At 62.8% G+C, this 21,394-nt stretch carries 15 protein-coding genes and 1 tRNA gene; 1 reads left to right on the top strand and 15 read right to left on the bottom strand.

What is annotated here, in order from left to right; all coding sequences use genetic code 11:
* Positions 1–121 precede the first annotated feature (121 nt).
* Positions 122–3,436, top strand: coding sequence for a S8 family serine peptidase (locus IP79_RS13235; protein ID WP_082337224.1), 3,315 nt, complete (start codon positions 122–124; stop codon positions 3,434–3,436).
* 113 nt (positions 3,437–3,549) lie between these two features.
* Here IP79_RS13235 and IP79_RS13230 read toward each other — a convergent pair whose 3' ends face one another.
* The 15 genes from IP79_RS13230 to IP79_RS13160 all read right to left on the bottom strand — a co-directional run bounded on the left by IP79_RS13230 (position 3,550) and on the right by IP79_RS13160 (position 21,376).
* Positions 3,550–4,869 (bottom strand): HlyD family type I secretion periplasmic adaptor subunit, encoded by a 1,320-nt coding sequence (locus IP79_RS13230; RefSeq protein WP_197273824.1) that lies wholly within the window; start codon positions 4,867–4,869, stop codon positions 3,550–3,552.
* A 38-nt stretch (positions 4,870–4,907) separates the two neighbouring features.
* A complete protein-coding gene (locus tag IP79_RS13225; protein WP_082337223.1) occupies positions 4,908–6,704 on the bottom strand; it encodes a type I secretion system permease/ATPase in 1,797 nt (598 codons plus the stop codon).
* Positions 6,701–6,970: a hypothetical protein gene (locus IP79_RS13220; protein ID WP_054119776.1), complete on the bottom strand. Its 270-nt coding sequence runs from the start codon at positions 6,968–6,970 to the stop codon at positions 6,701–6,703. Before IP79_RS13220 ends, IP79_RS13225 begins: the two co-directional genes overlap by 4 nt.
* A 59-nt stretch (positions 6,971–7,029) precedes the next feature.
* Positions 7,030–7,103, bottom strand: a tRNA-Gly gene (locus IP79_RS13215).
* 305 nt (positions 7,104–7,408) lie between these two features.
* Positions 7,409–7,912 carry a spore coat U domain-containing protein gene (locus tag IP79_RS13210; protein ID WP_054119775.1) on the bottom strand — a complete coding sequence of 168 codons (504 nt, stop codon included), beginning with the start codon at positions 7,910–7,912 and terminating at the stop codon, positions 7,409–7,411.
* Complete coding sequence (locus IP79_RS13205) at positions 7,909–10,122, bottom strand: fimbria/pilus outer membrane usher protein (RefSeq protein ID WP_233994213.1); 2,214 nt, start codon at positions 10,120–10,122, stop codon at positions 7,909–7,911. The genes IP79_RS13210 and IP79_RS13205 overlap by 4 nt, the downstream gene beginning before the upstream one ends.
* Before the next feature lie 189 nt (positions 10,123–10,311).
* Entirely contained in the window at positions 10,312–11,031 is a 720-nt protein-coding gene (locus IP79_RS13200; RefSeq protein WP_156318341.1) for a molecular chaperone, read from the bottom strand.
* Positions 11,032–11,038: 7 nt separating this feature from the next.
* Positions 11,039–11,530 (bottom strand): spore coat U domain-containing protein, encoded by a 492-nt coding sequence (locus IP79_RS13195; RefSeq protein ID WP_054119772.1) that lies wholly within the window; start codon positions 11,528–11,530, stop codon positions 11,039–11,041.
* Positions 11,531–11,771: 241 nt separating this feature from the next.
* Positions 11,772–13,160 (bottom strand): alpha,alpha-trehalose-phosphate synthase (UDP-forming), encoded by a 1,389-nt coding sequence (locus tag IP79_RS13190; RefSeq protein WP_054119771.1) that lies wholly within the window; start codon positions 13,158–13,160, stop codon positions 11,772–11,774.
* Positions 13,157–14,962 carry a glycoside hydrolase family 15 protein gene (locus IP79_RS13185; RefSeq protein ID WP_054119770.1) on the bottom strand — a complete coding sequence of 602 codons (1,806 nt, stop codon included), beginning with the start codon at positions 14,960–14,962 and terminating at the stop codon, positions 13,157–13,159. The genes IP79_RS13190 and IP79_RS13185 overlap by 4 nt, the downstream gene beginning before the upstream one ends.
* Positions 14,947–15,690 (bottom strand): trehalose-phosphatase, encoded by a 744-nt coding sequence (gene otsB, locus IP79_RS13180; RefSeq protein ID WP_054119769.1) that lies wholly within the window; start codon positions 15,688–15,690, stop codon positions 14,947–14,949. Before otsB ends, IP79_RS13185 begins: the two co-directional genes overlap by 16 nt.
* Positions 15,691–15,815: 125 nt before the next feature.
* The gene (locus IP79_RS13175) at positions 15,816–18,098 is read right to left on the bottom strand and encodes a penicillin acylase family protein (protein WP_233994212.1); all 2,283 of its coding nucleotides are present in this window, start codon (positions 18,096–18,098) and stop codon (positions 15,816–15,818) included.
* Between the two features lie 116 nt (positions 18,099–18,214).
* Entirely contained in the window at positions 18,215–19,198 is a 984-nt protein-coding gene (locus IP79_RS13170; RefSeq protein WP_082337221.1) for a TorF family putative porin, read from the bottom strand.
* A gap of 182 nt (positions 19,199–19,380) precedes the next feature.
* Positions 19,381–20,451, bottom strand: coding sequence for an NAD(P)-dependent alcohol dehydrogenase (locus tag IP79_RS13165; RefSeq protein ID WP_054119768.1), 1,071 nt, complete (start codon positions 20,449–20,451; stop codon positions 19,381–19,383).
* Between the two features lie 130 nt (positions 20,452–20,581).
* Positions 20,582–21,376 (bottom strand): SDR family oxidoreductase, encoded by a 795-nt coding sequence (locus IP79_RS13160; protein ID WP_054119767.1) that lies wholly within the window; start codon positions 21,374–21,376, stop codon positions 20,582–20,584.
* Between the last annotated feature and the right edge of the window lie 18 nt (positions 21,377–21,394).

Here is a 21,394-nt window from a genome sequence, read left to right as displayed (position 1 = left end):
GAATCAATCGAATGCCGCCAGCGCAAGTGATTTAATGGGTCCTGAGCCTAATTGACACGCTCGGGGGAGAATCATGGATGATTCGTTCTCCACGTAAGTTGTTCTTTGGGGGAATAGCAAAATGCGTTTTGAACACACTCCGTACGAGTCTGAATCGAACTCCATCACTGCTGTCTGGAAAAATGGCTCGGCTGGTCAGGCCAAGGGCAAGAGCTCGCCCTTCGGCTCCGGCACTTTGTCTCCGGCAGACGTGGCGGCGGCAATCACAAACGCCAACCCCGATGCCAACTGGAACAAGCTGCAATTCGGGCTCGCCGAACTGTTTGTCGAGGCGCAAGTTTCGCTCAACGGCCTGACCGGTGCATCCCGGACCAATGGCTTTGCCAGTTTCGCCAGCACCAACACTCTCGCACCTGTAGCGAAGGGCTATGTGGTGATCGATATCGTCGCGGCCGATGGGAAAGGGGCAGGACTGCTTCCGGTTCTCCAGGCGCTTGGTCTTGAGGGCGGCAAGGCGTTCGGCGCAATGGTCAGCGGGCGCCTCCCGATCGACGCGATTGACGATCTCGCCGCGCTCGACGGCCTCGCCTTTGCGCGCCCGGCCTATGCGGGCACCCATGTCGGGGCGGTGACATCGCCTGACGGGGATGCACTTCAGACGACCGTTCCAGCGCTTGCCGGGCTTGATGGCACAGGCCTTACGATCGGCATTCTTTCAGACAGTTTCAACACCAGCACCACCGCCCTTACCGACTATGCCGACGATATTGCGAGCGGAGATCTGCCCGATAACATCCTGATCCTCGACGACAGTGTCACCGGGGGAACCATCGACGAAGGCCGCGCGATGGCGCAGCTGATCCACGACATCGCGCCGGGCGCTGCGTTGCAATTCCATACCGCGTTCACCGGCCAGGCCGGATTCGCGCAGGGGATCCTCGACCTCGCCAATGCCGGGTCGGACATCATCGTTGATGACGTCTTCTATTTTGCCGAATCGTTCTTCCAGGACGGGGTCATCGCGCAGGCGGTCGATGCGGTTGATGCGATGGGCATTTCCTATCTGTCCTCGGCAGGTAACCAGGCGGATCGGGCATACGATTCCGCGTTCGACAATTCGGGCATCACGCAGGTGTTCGGCACAGACAGCATCGTTTTGCATGACTTCGATCCCGGTGCCGGGGTCGATACCCGGCTCAGCGTGACACAGTCGGGACAGGTTACCTATGTCCTGCAATGGGATGAAAGCTTCTTCTCGGTCGATGGTACGACCGGATCGACCAACGATATCGACATCTATGCGGTGGTTGCTGGCACGAATACGGTCATCACATCATCGCGGATCGACAATGTCGGCGGCGATCCGATCGAGCTGTTCACGCTCAATGGTACGGGTTCCTTTGAAATCATGATCGGACGATTCGGCACGGACGGAAACGATCCGGGCTTGATGAAGCTGGTCACGATTGGCGGGAGCGCGACGTTCAACGAGTTCGCGACCAATTCCAGCACTTCGTTCGGCCATAGCAATGCCGAAGGCGCGCTTGCGGTTGCTGCTGCCGCATGGTTCGATACGCCTGAATTTGGCCAGACGCCGCCGTTGCTCGAAAACTTCTCGTCAAAGGGCGGTACGCCGATCCTGTTCGACATTTTCGGCAACCGTCTGGCTGCGCCGGTCATGCGCGACAATGTCGATTTCACCTCTACCGATGGCGGCGATACGACCTTTTTCGGGTCCGATGTGGACGGAAACGGATTTCCCAATTTCTTCGGCACCTCGGCTGCTGCGCCGACCGCTGCCGCGGTCATCGCGCTGCTCAAGCAGGCTGTGCCCACCGCCACCAACGATCAGATTGAATTCGCTCTCGAAAGCACCGCGATCGATATCGTTAATCGCGTTAATGGTGCCAATGTCGGCGTCGGCTATGATGTGACTTCCGGTGCCGGCTTGATCCAGGCGGATGCGGCGCTGGCAGCCTTGCTGGCTCTCATGCCAACTGACACGCAAGGAACGCGCGCGTCCGAGACGATTGACGGGGGTGCCGGGATCGACATCATCTTCGGCCTCGGCGGCGATGATGTTCTCAACGGGCTGGGCGGCAATGACCAATTGTTCGGCGGCTTCGGCAAAGATACGCTCAATGGCGGTGACGGCGATGACATGCTTTTCGGCGAGGAAGGAAGTGACACGCTCAACGGCGGATCGGGCAATGACATGCTCTCGGGCGGCGCCGGGAACGATATCCTGAACGGCGATGACGGGGATGATGTGCTCGATGGCGGCGCCGGAATCGATGTCCTGTTCGGCGGAGCCGGGAACGACACGCTGACGGGCGGCCTTGGCCGCGACAGGTTCGTGCTCGATGCCGCCGGCGGTGTGTCCGATTCCGACACGATCACGGATTTCAGCCCCGGCGAGAAAGACACGATCGACATCATCAACTCGGCGGACAAGACCTTCACCTTCACGCAGTCCGGCGCCGATGTCCTCATCGAGGCAGACGGCGTTTTGGTGGCCCTCGTCCAGAACGCGCTCGAGAGCGATGTCATGGCAGCGACAACCTACGACGGGGCCCTTCAACCGCAGATGACCGGGGTGAGCGTTGTAGTCGGCACTTCTGCTGGCGATGCGCTCACGGGCACGAATGGCACTGACCAGATGTTCGGCTTCGGCGGCGATGACGTTCTCAACGGGCTGGGCGGCAATGACGAATTGTACGGCGGCTTCGGCGCCGATACGCTCAACGGCGGTGACGGCGATGACATGCTGTTCGGCGAGGCCGGGAGCGATACGCTCAACGGCGGATCGGGCAATGACCTGCTGTCGGGCGGCGCCGGGAACGATATCCTGAACGGCGATGCCGGGGATGATGTGCTCGATGGCGGCGCCGGGATCGATGTCCTGTTCGGCGGAGCCGGGAACGACACGCTGACCGGAGGCCTTAGCCGAGACAGGTTCGTGCTGGATGCCGACGGCGGTGTGTCCGATTCCGATATCATCACCGATTTCAACCCCGGCGAGAAAGACTCGATCGACATCATCAACTCGGCGGCCAAGACCATTACCTTCACGCAGTCCGGCGCCGATGTCCTCATCGAGGCCGACGGCGTTCTGGTGGCCCTCGTGCAGAACGCGCTCGAAAGCGATGTTGTGGCAGCGACGACCTTCACTGCCGCTACCGCAAGCATGGCACCCGCGAGCATGTTGATGAGCAATCTGTTCGCTCAGGACGCGCCGTTCAGTTTCAACGACGCGGGCGCGATGGCCATGCTTTCGCCGATAAAGATGATGGCTCCGGTCGATCCGGTTTACGCTGCGCTGGATGGAATGTTCGCGGGCGGCAATGCATTCGCCTTGCCGATCCACGATGACTTCAACGCCCCTTACAAATTCGCACTGACCGATCAATCGATCGGTATGGAGATGCTGATTTAATCCGGCACTTCAACGCGGATCAGAACTTGAGGCAAGGCGCGATTGGGCGCGGCGGAGCAACCGCCGCGCCCTCGTCGTTTCAGCAAACGCGCGTCTCTGTTCTTGTGCAGGGCTCAGGAATCGTTGCGGAAAGCGCGTGCGAATTGATCGATCAGTGGTTTGGTGATGTAGGACAGCATCGAACGGCTACCTGTTTCGATGAACAGTTCGGCCGGCATCCCCGTGACCAGCACGATCCCTTCAGGCAGCCGGGCTTCGCCCTGCGACAGCACCACGCGCACCCGGAAAAGCCTTGTTCCGGTTGCCTCGATCATAACGGGATCGGCGGAGACGAAAGTGACCTTGCCGGTCAATTCGGGCGTGGTCGCCTGGTTGAAGGCCGAGAGCCTGATGCGCGCTGCCTGGCCAACCGCCACCCGGTCAATATCGCTGGGCGCGACAAAGCCGTTAAAGACCAACTTATCGCTCTGCGGCACGATCTCTGCGATGGTTTCGGCGGGGCGGACCACTTCGCCGATGGCGGCAAAAGCCAGCTTGTCGATCGTGCCTGAATGGCTGGCACGCACTTCGGAACGGTCGAAATCGTCTTCGGCACTGGCGCGGTTTATCCGGCTGTCGTTGATCACCGCCTCGGCCCGGGCAAGCTCGGCCCCGGCATCCGCCCGCGCGGACTGGCCAACCTGGATGCGCTGCTGCTCGGCCTCGGCCATCCCGGCATTGGCCTGCGCGATATTGGCTCTGAGCGCGCCGATGTTGCCGGAAAGCTCGATTGCGGTGCGTTCCATCTCGTTCAAGCGGCGAATCGTGACATAGCCTCGCCCGCGCATCTCGCGCAGCATTTCGAGTTCTGGCAGGATCAGTGCCTGCTGCGCCTCCAGCGAGGCGATCTGAGCTTGGTACCCATCGACCTGCCGTTCAAGCTGGTTGACCCGTTCGGACAGCTGCGTTCGCAGGCTCGATCTCTCCGCGCGATTCAGCATGAAGCGGCGCTGTTCGGAGGCCATAGCCTCGCGGGCTTCGGCGCTGCGATCTTCCGCCAGTTCTGCAGGGAAACTGATGGTGTCGCGATCCTGGACTTCGGCCAGCAGCCGGGCGCGCTGCGCGAGAATTTGCACAAGCGACAACTCCGAATACTTGGCGCGCACCTGGCTGACATCGGTCGCAAGCCGCAGCAGCAGATCGCCCTCCTCCACGGAGTCTCCATCGGCCACGTAGATTTCCGCAATCACGCCGCCGGTGGGATGAGCGACACGCTTGATCCGCGATTCCGGAGCAACCTCAGCGGTAGCGATCACTGCGCCGCCGATCGGCACAAGTGCTCCGCCTCCGATCACGAGCACGCCCAGCAGCGCCGCTGCCATCGCGGCCGTGCGCTTGCGCTGTCGCAGCGAGGCATCGAAAACGTCACCAAGGGGCCCGTCGCTATCAGTCACCACAAGCGCGCGCGATGGGCTTTGGGTCAAGGCGTTGCTCATGGTGTGGTGCGCACCTGTTCGCTGGCTTGTGGAGGGTTGCTCTGCTGGCTATTTGCCGGTGTCTCGGCTGCCTCGCTGCCGGCCGGGCGGATAGGTGTTGCAACCGGTTGGCTAAGCAGGCTTGCAAGAACCTTGTCCCGTTCGCCAAAGGCAACCTGCCGGCCCTGTTGCAGCACCAGCACCTTATTCACCTTGCGCAGCGCGCTTGGCCGGTGCGCGATCAGCACCACGATCGCTCCGCGTTCGCGTGCCTCGGCAATTGCCCCATCCAGCGCGGCCTCGCCTTCCGCATCAAGGTTGGAGTTGGGTTCGTCGAGCACGACCAGAAAGGGCTGACGATAAAGCGCACGGGCCAGCCCGATGCGCTGGCGCTGGCCGGCTGACAGCTGGATACCGCCTCCGCCGACCCTGGTGTCGTAACCATTGGGCAGCGCAAGGACCAACTCGTGCACACCGCCCGCCCGTCCGGCCGCGATGACGGCTTCGAACGGCGGTTCGGGATCGAAGCGGGCGATATTCTGCGCGATCGTTCCGTCGAACAGTTCGACATGCTGCGGAAGGTAACCCAGATGCGCGCCGAGCGTATCGGGTTCCCATTGGTCGAGACTGGCGCCGTCGAGCCGCACCGTCCCGGCAAGCGGTGCCCACACCCCCACCAGCGCGCGTGCCAGCGTCGTCTTGCCTGCCGCACTCGGCCCGATGATTCCCATCGCATCGCCCGCAGCAAGATCGAATGAAATATCGCGCAGCACCGGCTCTTGCGCGCCCGGCGGGGCGACAGCGAGGCCCCCGACCTTCAGCGCAGACTCGGGCGCGGGCAGCTGCGTGCCGATTTCCTCATCTTCCGGGATCGCTTCGAACAGGGCATCGAGACGCGCCCAGCTTTGCCGCGCCGCTGTGAAACTGCCCCAATGCATGATCGCCTGATCGATTGGCGCGAGCGCACGCGCGGCCAGAATCGAGGCTGCAAAGACAATCCCTCCGCTCGCTTCTCCGGCCAGATAGAGCAGCGCGCCCACGGTCAGCACCACGCTTTGGAGGAACATGCGGAAAACGCGGCTCAAGCCCATGATCAGGCTGGTGGTGCGCGCTACGCGGTCCTGCGCCGAACTGAGCTGGGCGTTGGCCACGTGCCAGGCATCATGCATCCGCTCTCCCATACCCAGCGCGCGGATCACCTCGACATGACGGTGCGTGTCCTGTGCGAGTTTCGATCGGTAGGCCCGCGCGCCGGACAGCTCTTCGCCGGGCCGGCGCGTCAGGCGGTCGTTGAGAATGGTGAAGGCGATCAGCACCAGCGCTCCCACCAGCGCGGTAAGACCCAGCCAATAGTGCAGCATGGTCAGCAGACCGAGAAACAGGACCAGCCACGGCAGGTCCATCAGCGCGCCTGGCCCGGGCGAAGCGAGAAAGCTGCGGATCGAATCGAGATCGCGCATCGGCGTCAGGCCATCGTCACGATCCACCTTCGCGCGCAGCCCCATCGCCGTCATCGCACGGTGAACCCGCCCGGTCATCCGCGCCTCAAGACCCGCTGCAATGTCGCTCAGCATGCGGGTGCGCAGCAAGTCGAACAGACCCTGAAACGCATAGATCACCACAATCATCGCCAGCAGGCCGAAGAGCGTTGCAGTGCTGCCTGAAGGCATCACGGAGTCATAGATCAGCAGCATGTAGAGCGGACCGCCCAGCAACAGCACATTGATGATCGCGCTGAGCCAGCCGACCGTTACCAAAGCCGAGCGCGAACGATCCAGCGCTGCGCGCAATTGCGAAGTGTGGGCGGCTTTCATGCTGTGGCCGCGCCCGCGTTCAGACTGCGACAGATCGATGACTTGCCTGTAGTTGCAAACACCAACGCACTCACCTCCCCCACTTCGGCGATCAGCCCGAACAGCCGATGCAGGTTCTGGTCGAAAATCCCGGCATTGTCGATGCGCTGCATTGCTTCGGGAAGCGGTTTGCGTTCGAGAAAGCAGCCGCCCCTGGGCCGCCATGATTGCGTCTGCACCGCCTGCTCCGCATCGACAGGCGGCAGAGCGGCTGCTGACTTTCGCATCAGCCGTAACGGGCCTGCGGTTGAAACCGCATAGTCGCCGCAGCGCAGATGGCGAGGGTTGGAGCGGGTAAGGGGAATCGAACCCCTCTAGCCAGCTTGGGAAGCTGGTGCATTACCACTATGCTATACCCGCATGCCGAATGACGGAATCAGTCGGGGCCGTCTCTATCATCCCTGACGGATCGTCAATACTTCTTGCGATCGCAGGCCCCTGCAACCCGGTTGGGGGCTTGGCCGATTCGGGCAAATTCCGACTGACCGTCTGATTTCCTGAAGTTTCGCTTCCGGCATCCCGCACTGACGGGCCTCGGTGCACAGGATGCGGGGCAAAGACTGCGCAAAACAGTTGGTATCGATGGAAGAGAGGCCATGATCCGGGCGAGCGGTGCGTCTGCGGCTGATGAAAGTTCAGTCCTGAAAAACTGCCACAATCTCAGATCAGTAAGCGACCGTGATGACGATTGTGTCAGAATAGTTTCCGGCTCTGGCCCATTGGTTTGCCGGCAGCCTTGCGTAGAAAAAGGTGCTTTGGCTGAAGAACAGCAGCCCGTTCAAAGACGTCGAGATCCGCTGTGTGCCGCCCGCTCCGTTGCCGAACACAATCGAGCGGGCGGGGTTGACATAGAGGTTGTAATTCAGGGTGTTGATGCCTTGCCGCATGGTTCGCTGTGCCGCATTGCCGGATGAGCCTGCGCTGGCCGAAATGTCGACTGACCCGAACAGCGCTATCAGCCCTGTGCAATTGATCGTTACCGTGCCGGATGTGTCTTTGGGGGCAGGCGATGTCGGATCATAGGTTCCGAAACTGGCTCCGCTCGCCGTCGTCGAGCACGAACAGAGCGTGCATGCGTAGGCCGGGCTTGGTGCGACGATGCCGAATGCCAGCGCCGACACGAGAAGGGCGGCGATCAGGTGGAAATTTCGCGCGAAGTTCAGGGTCATGGAACAGGCTCCAGAGTTGCGTGGGGCAGGCATGGGACAGGGCCAAGCTGTCTGTTTTCATCGATCTTCGGTCTGGCAGGGATCTGCGCCTGGCAGCGGAATGCCGGGCCGGTGACGGCAATCCGTTCTCCGCCGCGCAGGTCAGGCAGGAAGACGAGGCCATCATACCCGGTGATTCCGGCAGGCTGCGATCCCACACGGGTTTCCAGCCCCGGCGCCAGTGGCACGCCATCCGGGCCCACCAGCCTGATAGTGACCGGAGACTGCTCCGCTCCGCCGAAGGCGACCCGCACTGCCTGCCGGAATCCGGGCACAACCAGTTTTTCGCCTGCATCGACATCGGCAGTGATCGGCAGAGATGATACGTCGATCGCGATCCGGTTCTGTGCGTAAGGCTGGAGCCCGGTGAGGAGCGCTGTCTTGCCCGCTCCGCCTTTTGCCACCACCGGCCGGTTTTCCAGATAAAGCGTCACGTCCGCCGCGCTGCCGAGTTCGACCAGAGCAAAGGCGTTATCGAGCCGCGGCGTTGCAACCACTTTGCCCGCCGTCGACACAAGGGCGCCCCTTGCGCTCAGGCGGATACCCTCTCCGCTTCGATCGTAACCGCCGACCAGTTCAAGTTCGCCAGCGGCAGTGCGAACCAGAGTGGAGGCGTTGATGACGGGTTGATCAAATTCCCGGTCATGCCCCACGGCAATCTGGTATCCGGCACCGCGATCATTCGGCGGTGCGACGCTGACCATCGCAACCGATCGCCTGTCATCAAATCTGGCGCTGGCGCTGCTGCGCGTACCAAGCGGCAGGCTCACCAGAAGAAAGGCGCCGTTGTCGGTGCGGTCGCCGAACTGGCTGCGGCGCAGACCGAGGTTGTAGAAAGCTGACCTGAAGCCGCCATTGATGCTCAGGTTCGTCGTCCTGAAGCTCTGGCCGCCTGCGGTGCGCGTTTCGGCGTGGCCCACCACGACATCGCCCAGTGATCCCAACGACAGGCTACCCGCCAACGCAAGTTCCTGCTGCGGCGGGCCGAAAGGGACGCCGCAGCAGAAGCCAGCGTTGGCGACCTGCGCGTAGCGTCCGTTGTCCCGCTGATAGCTGACAGTGAACGAGTGCGTCGGCGCGATCCGCTGGAACTGGGCGCGCCACAAGGTTCCCGTGCCCCTTGGGCTTTGCGACACCGCGCCGGCGAGCCCGAATTCGCCGATCGTGGAAAGCACCCAGCCGGCGCCCAGCCCGCCCGTCTGGATGTCAGGGCTCACTTCGATACGCCCGCCAAGCGTAAGCGCATCATTCAGGCCGAAGCGCAGAAATCCTGCAGCAAACGGCGGACCATAATCAAAGCTCTCGATGCCGTAGTTCTGCCGTACCACCCCCGCTTCGACCGAGAAATCGACAAGCCCCGGACGCAACAGCCGCGCACTGGTGTAGAAGCTGCTGGTTACCTGCCGCGACAGGCCATTCGCGTCGGTGATCATCATCGTTACCTCGCCCGCTCCGGAAAAGACCGGCTGGTAATCGATAGCGAAGGTCCCGGGTTGCACGGCCAGCGTTTCGCGGCTCGCTGACGAGATGAGATCGACGGTCGAGGGCAGGGCAGCCGCCTCGGTCAACATCGGTACGGGGAAGGCAATGAACGTCGGCTGGAGTGCGAAATCCGTGCCGAAGCGGACGCCTGCAAATCGCGCCGGCGCGCTCCATTCGGTGGCTTTTGTTACAGTATCGCCAATCACCAGCCGCACCCGTTCATTGGGCCAGTCGCGCTGGAAATAGCTTTCAAGACGAACGGCGGTGTGTCCTGCATTTTGCAGGACGGCGGTGCTGCCGATCAGGCCCCAGTCGTTAGACACCCCCGCATCAAGAAACGCGAAGGCGGAGTTCTGGCCGTTCCAGCGACTGAAGGTCAGATCGTAGCTGATGAAGGCGGCCGGCACGATCTCGTCCAGCGTGACCGGCTGTGCAGACCTCTGGAACCTTGTCGACTGGAAAGCCGCAGGAGAAGCGATGATGTCAAGCAGGCTTCCGCCTTCGCCGAGGCTGGCAAAAACGCCTGTGACAGGGGACAGCGAGACATATTCATCGCCGGACAGCACAAACTCGCTTGCCAGTTCGGGCAGGATCAGCCCGGTCTGCGGAAGGTCCGTCCGCCTGATGTAGAGGGCATCTTCCCAGATCACGACAAGAGCCTGATCGGGGGTGAGCCTGCGGTTGATCATGACTCCCACCGGGCGCGGCTCGGGCGCCTCGCTCCGTCGGGCGGTCGAGCCTGCAATCACGGATGCATTTGTGCCAGCCACCTCGCCCGCCTCATTTGCCTTCACGCTTGAGGGGCAGGCAATAACGGTCATGACCACCACGGACGTGGCTGCCCGCCACGCATGTTTGGCGGACATGGCCAAGCCCACTCAAGTTCGTGGCTTGCCGCCGGGCAGCACGGCAACGAACGCGCCGTCCTCGGTCATGGCTTCCACTTCGGCAATCTCGATTTTGCCAAAATCGGCATCAACAGTGCGGCTTGCTCCGGCGAGAAGATAGAAGCCGGCCTTGGCGCGCACCGGCGCTGCGGCGGTGGCGGGATGGACAACCAGATCGGCGATGCGGACGTGGCGCGTGCCGCTGTTGGTGACAAGCAGCCGCCCGTCTTCGGTCGCTTCCCAATGGAGCGAGGGCCTTGCATCCGGCTGCGCGCGAAAGACCGGGATACTCAGTTGCAAAAGGGTCTGGAGCGTACCGGGCTCGGCCTCGGCGCGGGGAAGCTCGCTCACGATCAGGCGGTAGGTGCTCTCGATTGGTCCGGATTGTTCGGGCAGGCTGCATCGCACCAGTTTCTTCGCGCCGGGCGCAATCATCATGATCGAAGGATTGATCGCAATGCTCTGGCTTTCGTCGAGCGCGTCGGTGCCATCTTCCTGGTGCCAGCGGTACCCGCGCACCTGCACGGCCACGTCTTTCGTGCCATCATTGCCAATGGTGACCGAACAGAACTGCCGGTTGGCGGCAACTTCTACGCGGATTGGGAGCACGGTCAGCGAACCGGCCAGAGCGACCTGCGGCTGAAGCAGCCCCATGAAGCCGCACGCCAGCGCGAGCCAAGTCAGGCACTTATGGAATATCGACCGGCGCATCGCCACCTCAGTAGCTGACGGTGATGGTCACCGTGTCCGTATAGCTGCCGGCCACCACCGATTGTTGCGCGGGCACCCGTCCAAAGACCGTGAGGATCGAAGGCGAACTGACCGCCGTGATTGCCGCAGGGGTATCGCTTCCGGGGGTGTTCCCCCAGTTGGTGGTTCGCGCCACATCGCTGTACAAAGCATAATCGAGACGGTTGCTGCCACTTGCCATCATGCGGTTGCTCACTGTCGCGCCAGAAGTGGTTCCGGCATTCAACCCCACCGTGAAACTGCTTCCCGGCGTGCAGGTTACAGTGATGGAGCTGCTTGCATCGGTGGGCGATCCAGCCGTCGGGTCATAGTTGCCAAAGGCGAGGTTCGTGGCGCTGACAACACAGGCATTCACGACAGTGGCCGATATATCCATTGTCGTCTGCGCGGTTTGTGCCAGTGCGGCAGATGGAACAATCGCGCTGCCAATCGCGAGCGCGGCCAGGACCTTTGAAGACATGACGCTATCCTTGTGTTGCCCCTATTGGGTAACACGAAGCGCTGAACGACTGTCTGAGTGAACGATAAGGGTTAACACCCATCGCGGCAGCCGGGCTTAACCCGGCTCGCGGCATCGTAAAGGCCCGGCTCTGAAACAGGGCCAGAAAAAAAGGGCAAGACGGGGTTGGCAGTTCTTTCCCGCAACCGGGAACCGGAATGGTTTCGCCCGCCCTATTTGCCTTGGTTAACGCGCGCTTCGGTTACGCCTTCAGGTCGGTGCAAAAACGCTCCGTCCAGGATTGCACGTTATCGTCGCGGATGGTCGCGATCATCGCTTCGTAACGCGCCTTGCGTTCGGCAAGAGGCATATCCAGCGCCAAGCTGATCGCGTCGGAAATATCATCGGGGCTGTAGGGATTGACCATCACCGCGCCTTGTCCGTTGACGTTCAATTGTTCGGCAGCGCCTGCAAAGCGTGACAGGATGAGCACGCCGGGATCGTCGGGATCCTGCGCGGCGACATACTCCTTGGCGACCAGGTTCATGCCATCGCGCAGCGGTGTTACCAGCCCGATCTTGGAGCCACGGTAAAAGCCGAAAAGCTCGGCATGGGAATAGCCGCGATTGACATAACGGATCGGCACCAGATCCACTTCGCTGCGCGCTCCGTTGATCTGTCCGGTCTTCTGTTCGAGCAGCAGCCGGATGTCCTGATAGCTTTTCACGTCTTCGCGGCTGGGCGGTGCGATCTGGATGAAGACGAGATCGCGCACCCTGTCGGGATGCTGGTCGAAAAACCGGCCGATGCCGTCGATCCTTTCGGGCAGACCTTTGGAATAATCCAGCCGGTCGACCCCGATCATGGCGGTGCGTTCGCGGCTCGAAGAAAGCAGGCGCTGGTGCGCATTGCGCGATTCCCCGGTCCGGCCCTGCGTTTGGAAATGATCCCAGTCGATCCCGATCGGATAGGTTCGCGCGATGACCGAACGGCCTTCGAACCGCACAGTGCCGCTGTCCTCGTCCACCTCGGCGTTCAGCTCCTTGCTGCAGTAATGCAGAAAGCTGTCGCGCCATTCGCTGGTCTGGAAACCGATGAGGTCGTATTCGAGCATCGTGCGCACCAGACGTTCATGAAACGGCAGCGACACGAACAGCCGCGTGGGCGGCCAGGGGATATGCAGGAAAAATCCGATACGGTTGGAAACTCCCCGCGCGCGCAGGGCCCCTCCCAGCGGGATCAGGTGATAATCATGCACCCACACCAGATCATCCGCTTCAATCAGCGGCACCACAGCTTCGGCAAAGCGTTCGTTGACCCGTTCATAACCCTTGCCGGTTTCACGCTCGTATTCTGTCAGGTCTAGCCGGTAGTGGAACAGCGGCCACAAGGTGGAATTGGCATAGCCATTGTAATATTCGTCGATATCGCGGCCCGGCAGGTCGATCGTGGCGGTGGTTACGCCGTCGCTGCGCTGCAAATTCATGCTGCCCGCTTCGTCTTCGCTTTCCTGGCCTGACCAGCCGAACCAGATCCCGCCGTGTTCCTTCAGCGCAGAATTGAGCGCGCCTGCAAGGCCGCCTTGGGCACCGGCAGCGCCGCGCGCTTTGGCCACGGCAACGCGATTGGAGATGATGACCAGACGGGTTATCGGATGTTACTCCATGGTTGGGATAACAGGCCGGCGCAATTGATGACGCCGACAAGCGAATAGGTCTGGGGGAAATTGCCCCACAATTCCCCCGTATTGTAATCCAGATCCTCGCTCAGCAAGCCCGATGCGGTGACATGGCTCAGCATGGTGTCGAACAGACGCCGGGCCTCATCATCGCGCCCGGCCAGATAGAGCGCCTCGATCAGCCAGAAGGTGCAGACATTAAAAGCGGTTTCGGGCGCGCCGAAATCATCCTCTGCGGCGTAGCGCAGCATGAAATCGCCCCGCCGCAGCTGCTTTTCGACTGCGGCGAAGGTGGAAAGGAAGCGCGGATTATCGGGCGCGAGGAACCGCAGTTCCACCATCTGTAACAGGCTGGCATCAAGGTAATCGCTTTCGAAGCTAGCTCCGTAATGGCCGCCTTCGGCCCCGTTTTCGACCCATGCCTCCTGCTCGATCCGCGCCCGGATAGCTTCGGCGCGTTCCTGCCACAGCGCCGCGCGATCAGCCTTGCCGAGCCATTGCGCCGCCATCGCCAGCCTGTCACACGCGGCCCAGCTCATCACCGCCGAATAGGTGTGCACTTCCTGCCGCGTGCGGAATTCCCACAGGCCCGCATCGGGCTGGTCATGCATCGCCCAGGCCATTTCGCCGACCTGTTCAAGGCTTTCGAAATCGCGATCATCGGCAATCCGCAGCAGGCGCTGGTCGATGAACCCCTGCACCGTGGGCAGCACGATCTGGCCATAACAATCGTGCTGGATCTGCTTGTAGGCCGCATTGCCGACCCGCACCGGCCCCATCCCGCGATAACCGGCCAGCGATCCGGCGTTAGCCTCGTTCAGTTCCGCCACGCCCATCACCGAATAAAGCGGCTGGATCTGCCCGCCCTTGGCCGCGTCCACGATATTGCGCAGGTAGCCGAGGTATTTCTCCAGCACATCCAGCGCCCCGATGCGGTTCAGCGCCTGCACGGTGTAATAGGAATCGCGGATCCAGCAGTAACGGTAATCCCAGTTGCGCTCCGAATGGGGGGCTTCGGGGATCGAGGTGGTCAGCGCGGCGACAATCGCGCCGGTTTCCTCGTGCTGGCACAGCTTCAGCGTGATGGCACAGCGGATCACTTCGCTTTGCCATTCGAACGGCGTGGCAAGGCTGCGCACCCATTGCTGCCAGTAAGAACGCGTCGCCTGTTCCATCCGGCGGATTTCTTCGCGCAGGTTGCCGGTGAAGGGTTCATCCGGGCCGAGGAAGAAGTGCAGATCCTGTTCGACGCGGAAGGCACGCTGTTCAAGGATATAGCCAATCGGCGCATCGGTGCTGAGCCGCAGCGCCTCGCGGCCCACCAGATAGCGGATGTGGTTGGTGCCGTGGGTGGTTTCGGCAATTGTCGCGCCGTAATCGCGCATCGGGCGCAGCACCACGCGGATGCGCGGGCTACCCGCTACGGGCCGCACAATCCGGCTGATCGCCACGGGCCGGTACATCCGCCCCTTGCCTTCGTGACGGGGGCAGAAATCGAGCACTTCGACCGCGCTGCCATCTTCCGCTTCGAGCCGCGTGACGAGGATCGGCGTGTTGCGGATATATTCCTGCGTGGCGCTGACCTGTCCCACCAGTTCGAACTGCCAGATGCCGGCATCGCGGTTATCGCCATTGACCAGCGAACAGAACACCGGATCGCCATCGACCCGCGGAATGCAGCTCCACACCACCGCGCCGGCGCGGTCGATCAGGGCGCTGATCTGGCAATTGCCGATCGGCCAGAGTTCGAGATCGGGCGTTACAGTTCCAGCCACGTGTGCACATCCTTTACGGTAGAGAGGGAATAGCGGGCGGTGGCCGATGGCCGTTCGCCCACCGCGATGCCGAAGCCGCCCAGCCGGGCGCAGGCGGCAAAGCCGTCTTCATCGGTCACGTCGTCACCGATGAAGACCGGCGTTGCTCCCTTGAACGGAGCGCGGGCAGCCAGCAGATCGACCGCGCCGCCCTTGTCAGCGCCGGGCCAGACCAGTTCGATCACGCATTTGCCCGTCTTGGTGGCAAGGCCGTGTTTGTCGGCCAGTTCGGCGGCGAAATCGCGTGCATCGGCCTCCCGCTCCGGGTGCTTGCGGTAATGCAGCGCCCCGCCGTGGGCCTTGCGTTCGTAAAGCAGGCCGTGGGCGGCAGCAAAGCTGTTCAACGCCTCGATCACCGGTGCGGGCAAGGGGCGGCCTTCGCGCAAGCTCACCCCGCCGGGCGCGCGCACATCGCCGCCATGCGATCCTGCGAGGTGAACCTTCGGCTGGCCGAGGAAGTCTTCCAGATTGTCGATGCTCCGTCCGGTCACCAGCGCCAGCGCGCCGCCCAGCCGCTGGCTGAGGCGGTCCAGCCCTTGCCGCAGCCCGTGCGGCACCGTGACCGCATCGGGCTTTGCCGCGATATCGACCAGCGTTCCGTCGAAATCGAGGAACAGTGCGAGGCGGCTCTCGTCTATCAGGTTCAGCAATGAAGGCGGAGCAGGGAGGTGCGGGCTGACGATTGTCATGCCGCCAACAATAGGGATGCAAGCCGCAGGGTCAAACCGCAGCTGGTCGTGTTTCCGAAACCAGCGGGCTTACCCGTGCGGGGTTTGCTGCCGAAAGCAGCCCGCCGCGCGCCAGCCCCTGCCGTTTATTCCGCAATCCGTTTGGTCTTGCCAATCGCGGCGGCGCGGATAGCGCGCCTGTCGAACGGCAGGCGGTGCCACTGCTTGGCCGCATAGGCGCGGGTCTGATCGGCAAAGTGGGGCGAGGCCGGATCGGTCGACTGGCTGTAGCTGAGGACCGCGTCCGCCACCGGCCCGGCATCATCGAAGCCGACGATCTGGATATAGCTTGTCCCGTGCACCGGCACCAATCCGCCGCCGGGGGCAGGGCGGGCGTCCTGATAGTTGAGCACGCCTGCGGTGCCGGGGCCGCCGTGGATCGGGATGCCTTCATCGCCCACGCGCCATTGCTGCACGCTACCCCATTCGGCGTCGAGCGCGATGCCTGCCGCGTCAAGTTCGCCCACCGCTTCACCCAGTGCGCCGAGCAACTTGTCGCCCGCTGTGTCAGCGGCGATATCGCGCGGGGTGTTCACCGGATCGGCCGGGTCGAACGGCACCGCCCACAGGCCGGGCACGCGCGCGGCCTTTGCCCAGAAGGCGCGGAACAGGGCTGCGCCCTTGCTCGATGCCTCGTAGCGGCGATCCCATCCGGCCAGCGCCGCGCAGCCGCGTGCTGTGTCGGTAGCCGCATCGTTCTGACGCGCGCACAGCGCGAGCAGCGGGTCTACCGCCATATCGGCAGCAAGGCTCTTGTTGGCGAAGGCCATCGCTTTGGCGCTGGCGTGATCGACCTTGCCGCTGGCGAGCAGCGCCTCGGTCTCGGTGAAATTGGAACGGGTGCGCAGGGTCAACTCGGCGGCGTGCTTGCCGAGGATCGGGGACAGCGCGGGGTGCGGGATGCGCGGATTGCTTATCCAGTAGCTGTCGTTGGAATTGGTGAGGTAATCGCGCCGGATAGTGGCGGCCTGATCGCTTGCGGGCATCAGGCCGGGTTCGGGCGTGCCTGCCGCCGCGTCCCAATCGCATTCCGCCCGCGCCCCGTCGAGCAACGTGGCGAGCGAGGCGAATAGGCCGGAAATCGGCGTGGAGCAGGCCTTGATCTTGTCTGCCGAGACATTGGGTACGGCGGTGACATCGGCATGGAGCGCATCGCCATTGCGATCCGCCGCGATGGTGTTGACCCACGGAATACCCAGCGTTTCGCTGACCGCGGACTGGATATCGCCCACGTTTTTCGCCTGTCCGATGCGCAGCCACGTTTCGATCGCGCGCAGGTTGCCGCGATTGGCATCCTTCATTGCAAAGGCGTTGGCGGCGCTCCACGTCACACCCGATTGCGGGATGACAACCACCGGGCCGAAGCGGGTGCTGTAAAGCGTACGGGTAACGTCCGGCGTGCCTTCGGGCATCGGCACGGTGATGCTGTGCGGTTCCATCGCCACGCTTTGCCCGTCGACCAGATAGCGGGTCGGATCAGCCGGATCGAGTGTCAGCTGGTACAGGGTGAAATGGCGCGCGGCGGTGACGGTGTGGGTCCAGGCGACATCGCGGTTGAAGCCCAGCGTCGGGATCGGGCTGCCCGCAATCCCCACACCCATCGCATCATAGCCATCAGGGCCGGAGACATGCATCTGCCAGAACCGGCTCGGCCCGTTCCACGGAAAGTGCGGATTGCCGATCACCAGCCCGCGCCCGTCCGCCGTGGCATCGCCGCCGAAGGCCCAGCCATTGCTGCCGATGCCGAGTTCGTCTTGCCTTGGTAGTGTCATCGCAACCTTGGCCTGCGCTTCGCCCGGAGGCGCGGCACCGGCGATGCCGGGGGCAAGCGCCAGCGAGCTTGCCAGCAGCATCTGCTTTTCGGTCAGGCGCAGCAGATCATCCATGGTGATCGGGCGCACCCACGGCTTGCCGCGGCAGTCCGCCGGAACGCCTTCCGCGCCTGCATCCTTGAGAAAGCGGTTATATCCGGCGACATAGCCTTCGGCGAGCAGCTGTGCCTCGCGCGCCTGCCCTTTCACGCCGTCACGCAAGGCTGGCAGATCGATCACCGCGCGAAAGAACGTGTCGGAGGCGAGATTATCGACCTCCTGAAACCCCAGCACCGCCTTTGCCTCTGGCCCGAAGTGGCGCGAGCGTTCACCCGCGACCGTGGCAAACTCCTCGGCCAGCAGGCACAGGTTGTCTTGCGCATAGGCATAGGCGACCCCGTAGCCGACGCCCTGCCAGGTGCGCGCTTCGATATGGGGAATGCCGAAAGTGGTGCGGGTGATGCTGGCCTGATAGCGTTTGCCCGCCGCGGCCTCGCTCGCCGGAGCCAAAGCTGCCGCAGCGGCCACTGCCGCAAGAACCGAAATCCGCATCATCATCCCTCTCCGTGCACCTGTGATCAGGTTGTTGCGCGAAACCTATCGGGACGGCGGGCAAAAGGAAAGGGCGCCCTGCCGCATTGGCAAGGCGCCCCTTCATGTCACGCGGCTTGCGATCAGAACGATGCAGTAACCGAGAACACGATGGTGCTGCCGGCAATCCTGCCGCCATCCAGCTTGGCAAAGTTTGGCAGCAGATAGGCGCTTTCAGCCTGCGAAATGTCGGTATCGACATAGGCGACCGCCAGATCGAGGCCCGGCAGAGCCGTGACCGCCGCAGTCACCGACCAATCGAAATAAGTGCCGGTCGGCGCGATGCTGGTGCCATTGGGGCCAAGGCCCGCGTTGCCATCCGAATAACCGAGGTGGGCGCTGATCGAAAGCGGGCTGTCAGGGATGGCGAAGCTGGCATCGCCGAACAGGTAGAGGTTGTCTTCCTTGTCGCCCGCATCATCGGGAATGCCCGCAGCCGCAGCCGCGCCGGTCAGGAACACCTTGCCCAGCGCTTCCTGCGACGGGGCATAGGCCACACCGGCGGTCAGCGAAAGCGGGCCGGCATCGCCCGAAAGCTTGGCATAGAATTCGACAAAGTCGGTGGTGTCTGCGCCGCTGGGATACATGAACCAGGTGCCGCCGACATCCAGCGTGCCTTCACCAACCGGCATGGCATAGCCGGCGAAGATATCGAGTTCCATGTTGGCGCCGCCAAAGGTGCCCCAGCCAGCAAGGTTCGAACCCCAGGTGCCGATATAGGCCCCGCTTGCGTGGCTGATGGTGAAGCCGCCCTGGATCGCCATGCCTTCATCGGTCTGCGAAACGCCGCGGAAGCGGTAATCCGAGGTGAGCGTGGCGCTGCCCGATACGGTGATGGCCGGTTCCGCATCCGACTGATAGCTGGCCGTGGCGAGATCGATCGGCTCGATTGCGCGCAGGGCGACAGCAGCGTCCGGCGCGATGGTGATTTCGGTGCCGGTGATTTCGGTGGCGGCGTTATCGACCGGGCCGACAACAGCAGCTTCGGTATCGCTCGCAAAGGCGGGCGTGGCAAAGCTGGCGATGAACGCGACGGCCGAAGCAGCCGAAGCAAAACGAATGGACATAAGGAACGCTCCATAGAGAGGTTTGGATCGTTCCACCTGCGTGCTGCACGGTGCCTCTGATTTATGGGCGGGCTACCGTTACTGCAGGATTAGGCGTGCCAGATTCGCACCGCCTGCACAAATGTTTTGCCGCAGGCGGTGCGTGTATTGCATTTATTGCGTTGCAAACATGCATCACTGCATCAGGCTGCGCGCAGGCTCTCCATGTCGATCACAAAGCGATACTTGATGTCGCTCGCCTCCATCCGGTCATAGGCGGCGGCGATATCCTGCATCGCGATGACCTCGATCTCGGGCAGGATGTTCTTTTCGGCGCAGAAATCGAGCATTTCCTGCGTTTCGGCCAACCCGCCGATGCCGCTGCCGGTCAGCACCTTGCGGCCCAGTAACACGCCGGTGTGGATTTCGGGCATCGGGCCGATCAGGCCGACCAGCACCTGCACCCCGTCAATCCGCAGCAGGTGCAGGTAAGGCACCACATCGTGGCGCACGGGGATGGTGTTGAGCACCATGTCGAAGGTGCCGCGTGCGGCCTTCATGGCGGCTTTATCCTCGGTATTGAGGAAGGCGTGCGCGCCCAGCTTGGCCGCATCGTCGCGCTTGCTTTCGCTGCGGCTGAGCACAGTAACCTCGGCCCCCATCGCGGCTGCCAGCTTCACCCCCATGTGACCCAGACCGCCCAGCCCGGCGACGGCGACCTTGCTGCCCGGCCCGACCTTCCATGTGCGCAAGGGGCTGTAAGATGTGATCCCGGCGCACAGCAACGGCGCAGCTTCGGCGCTTGGCAGGCTGGCGGGTAGCCGCAGCACGAACTCCTCGCGGCACACGATCCGTTCGGAATAGCCGCCAAATGTCTGGGTGCCATCGCGCCGGTCAGTGCCGTTATAGGTGCCGGTCATGCCGCCCGATTTGCAGTATTGTTCGAGATCAGCCTCGCAATGCGAACATTCGAGGCAGGAATCGACCATGCAGCCGATTGCCACCCGGTCGCCGACGGCATGGCGGGTAACGCTGTCGCCAATCGCGCTGACCGTGCCTACGATCTCGTGGCCCGGCACGATCGGATAGGTGGTTCCGCCCCAGTCATTGCGGGCCGAATGAAGATCGGAATGGCAGATGCCGCAATGCGTGATTTCGATCAGCACATCGTCATGGCGCAGCCCCCGCCGGGTGATCTGCATCGGCCCGACCCCGCTGTCAGGCGCGGTCGCGCCGTATGCCTTGGTGGGATATTCGTTGGTGGCGGTGGTCATTTTCGTATCTCCTCGTCATTGCGAGCGAAGCGAAGCAATCCATGGCCAACCGCTTCCGCACGCGGCGAGGTTCATTCATGGATTGCCACGTCGCCTGCGGCTCCTCGCAATGACGACGCGGGGTAAGCGTTTACTTAGGCGGCATTCTGATCGCCCCGTCCAGCCGGAACTGGTGGCCGTTGATATAGCTGTTGCGCGCGATCTCCAAAACCAGCGAGGCAAATTCCTCCGGCTCACCCAAACGCTTGGGGAAGGGGACAGAAGCGTTCAATTGCGCCCACATCGGCGGGTTGCGGTCTTTCATCCCCAGCATCAGCGGGGTGGCAAAGATGCCGGGCATGACCGAGTTCACGCGGATGCCCATATCCATCAGATCGCGCGCCATGGGCAGGACAAGACCGTTCACTCCCGCCTTGCACGAACCATAGATCACCTGCCCGATCTGCCCGTCCTGCGCGGCGACGCTGGCGGTGAGGATGATGCATCCGCGTTCGCCATCATCGTTGGCCGGATCGGCATTCGCCATCCCCAGCGCCGAAATGCTGGCGACACGGTAACTGGCGACCAGAATGCCCTCGGCCCCGAAGGCGTAATCCTCGGTCGAAAGGCGCTTGAACGTGCCTGCTTCCTTATCCCAGCCCAGCGTCTTGCCGCGCCGCGAAGCCATTGCGCAGTGCAAGGTTACCCGTTCCTGCCCGTGGGCGGCGCGGGCGGCGGCGAAACCGGCTTCGACGCTGGCCTCGTCCATGATGTCGACATGGTGGAAAGTGCCGCCGATGTCTGCCGCGTGGGCCTCGCCCGCTTCATCATTGATATCGAAAATGGCGACCTTCATGCCGGCATCGGCAAAGGCCTTGGCGCTGGCCTTGCCCAGCCCGCTTGCGCCGCCGGTGACCACCGCTGCCAAGCCCGGTTCGATCTTCATGAATATGCTCTCCCTTTA

Source organism: Porphyrobacter sp. AAP60, from assembly GCF_001296025.1.
Classification (GTDB): domain Bacteria; phylum Pseudomonadota; class Alphaproteobacteria; order Sphingomonadales; family Sphingomonadaceae; genus Erythrobacter.
Note: the sequence above shows the minus strand (reverse complement) of the source record. Positions and strands in the feature narration are given on the sequence as shown.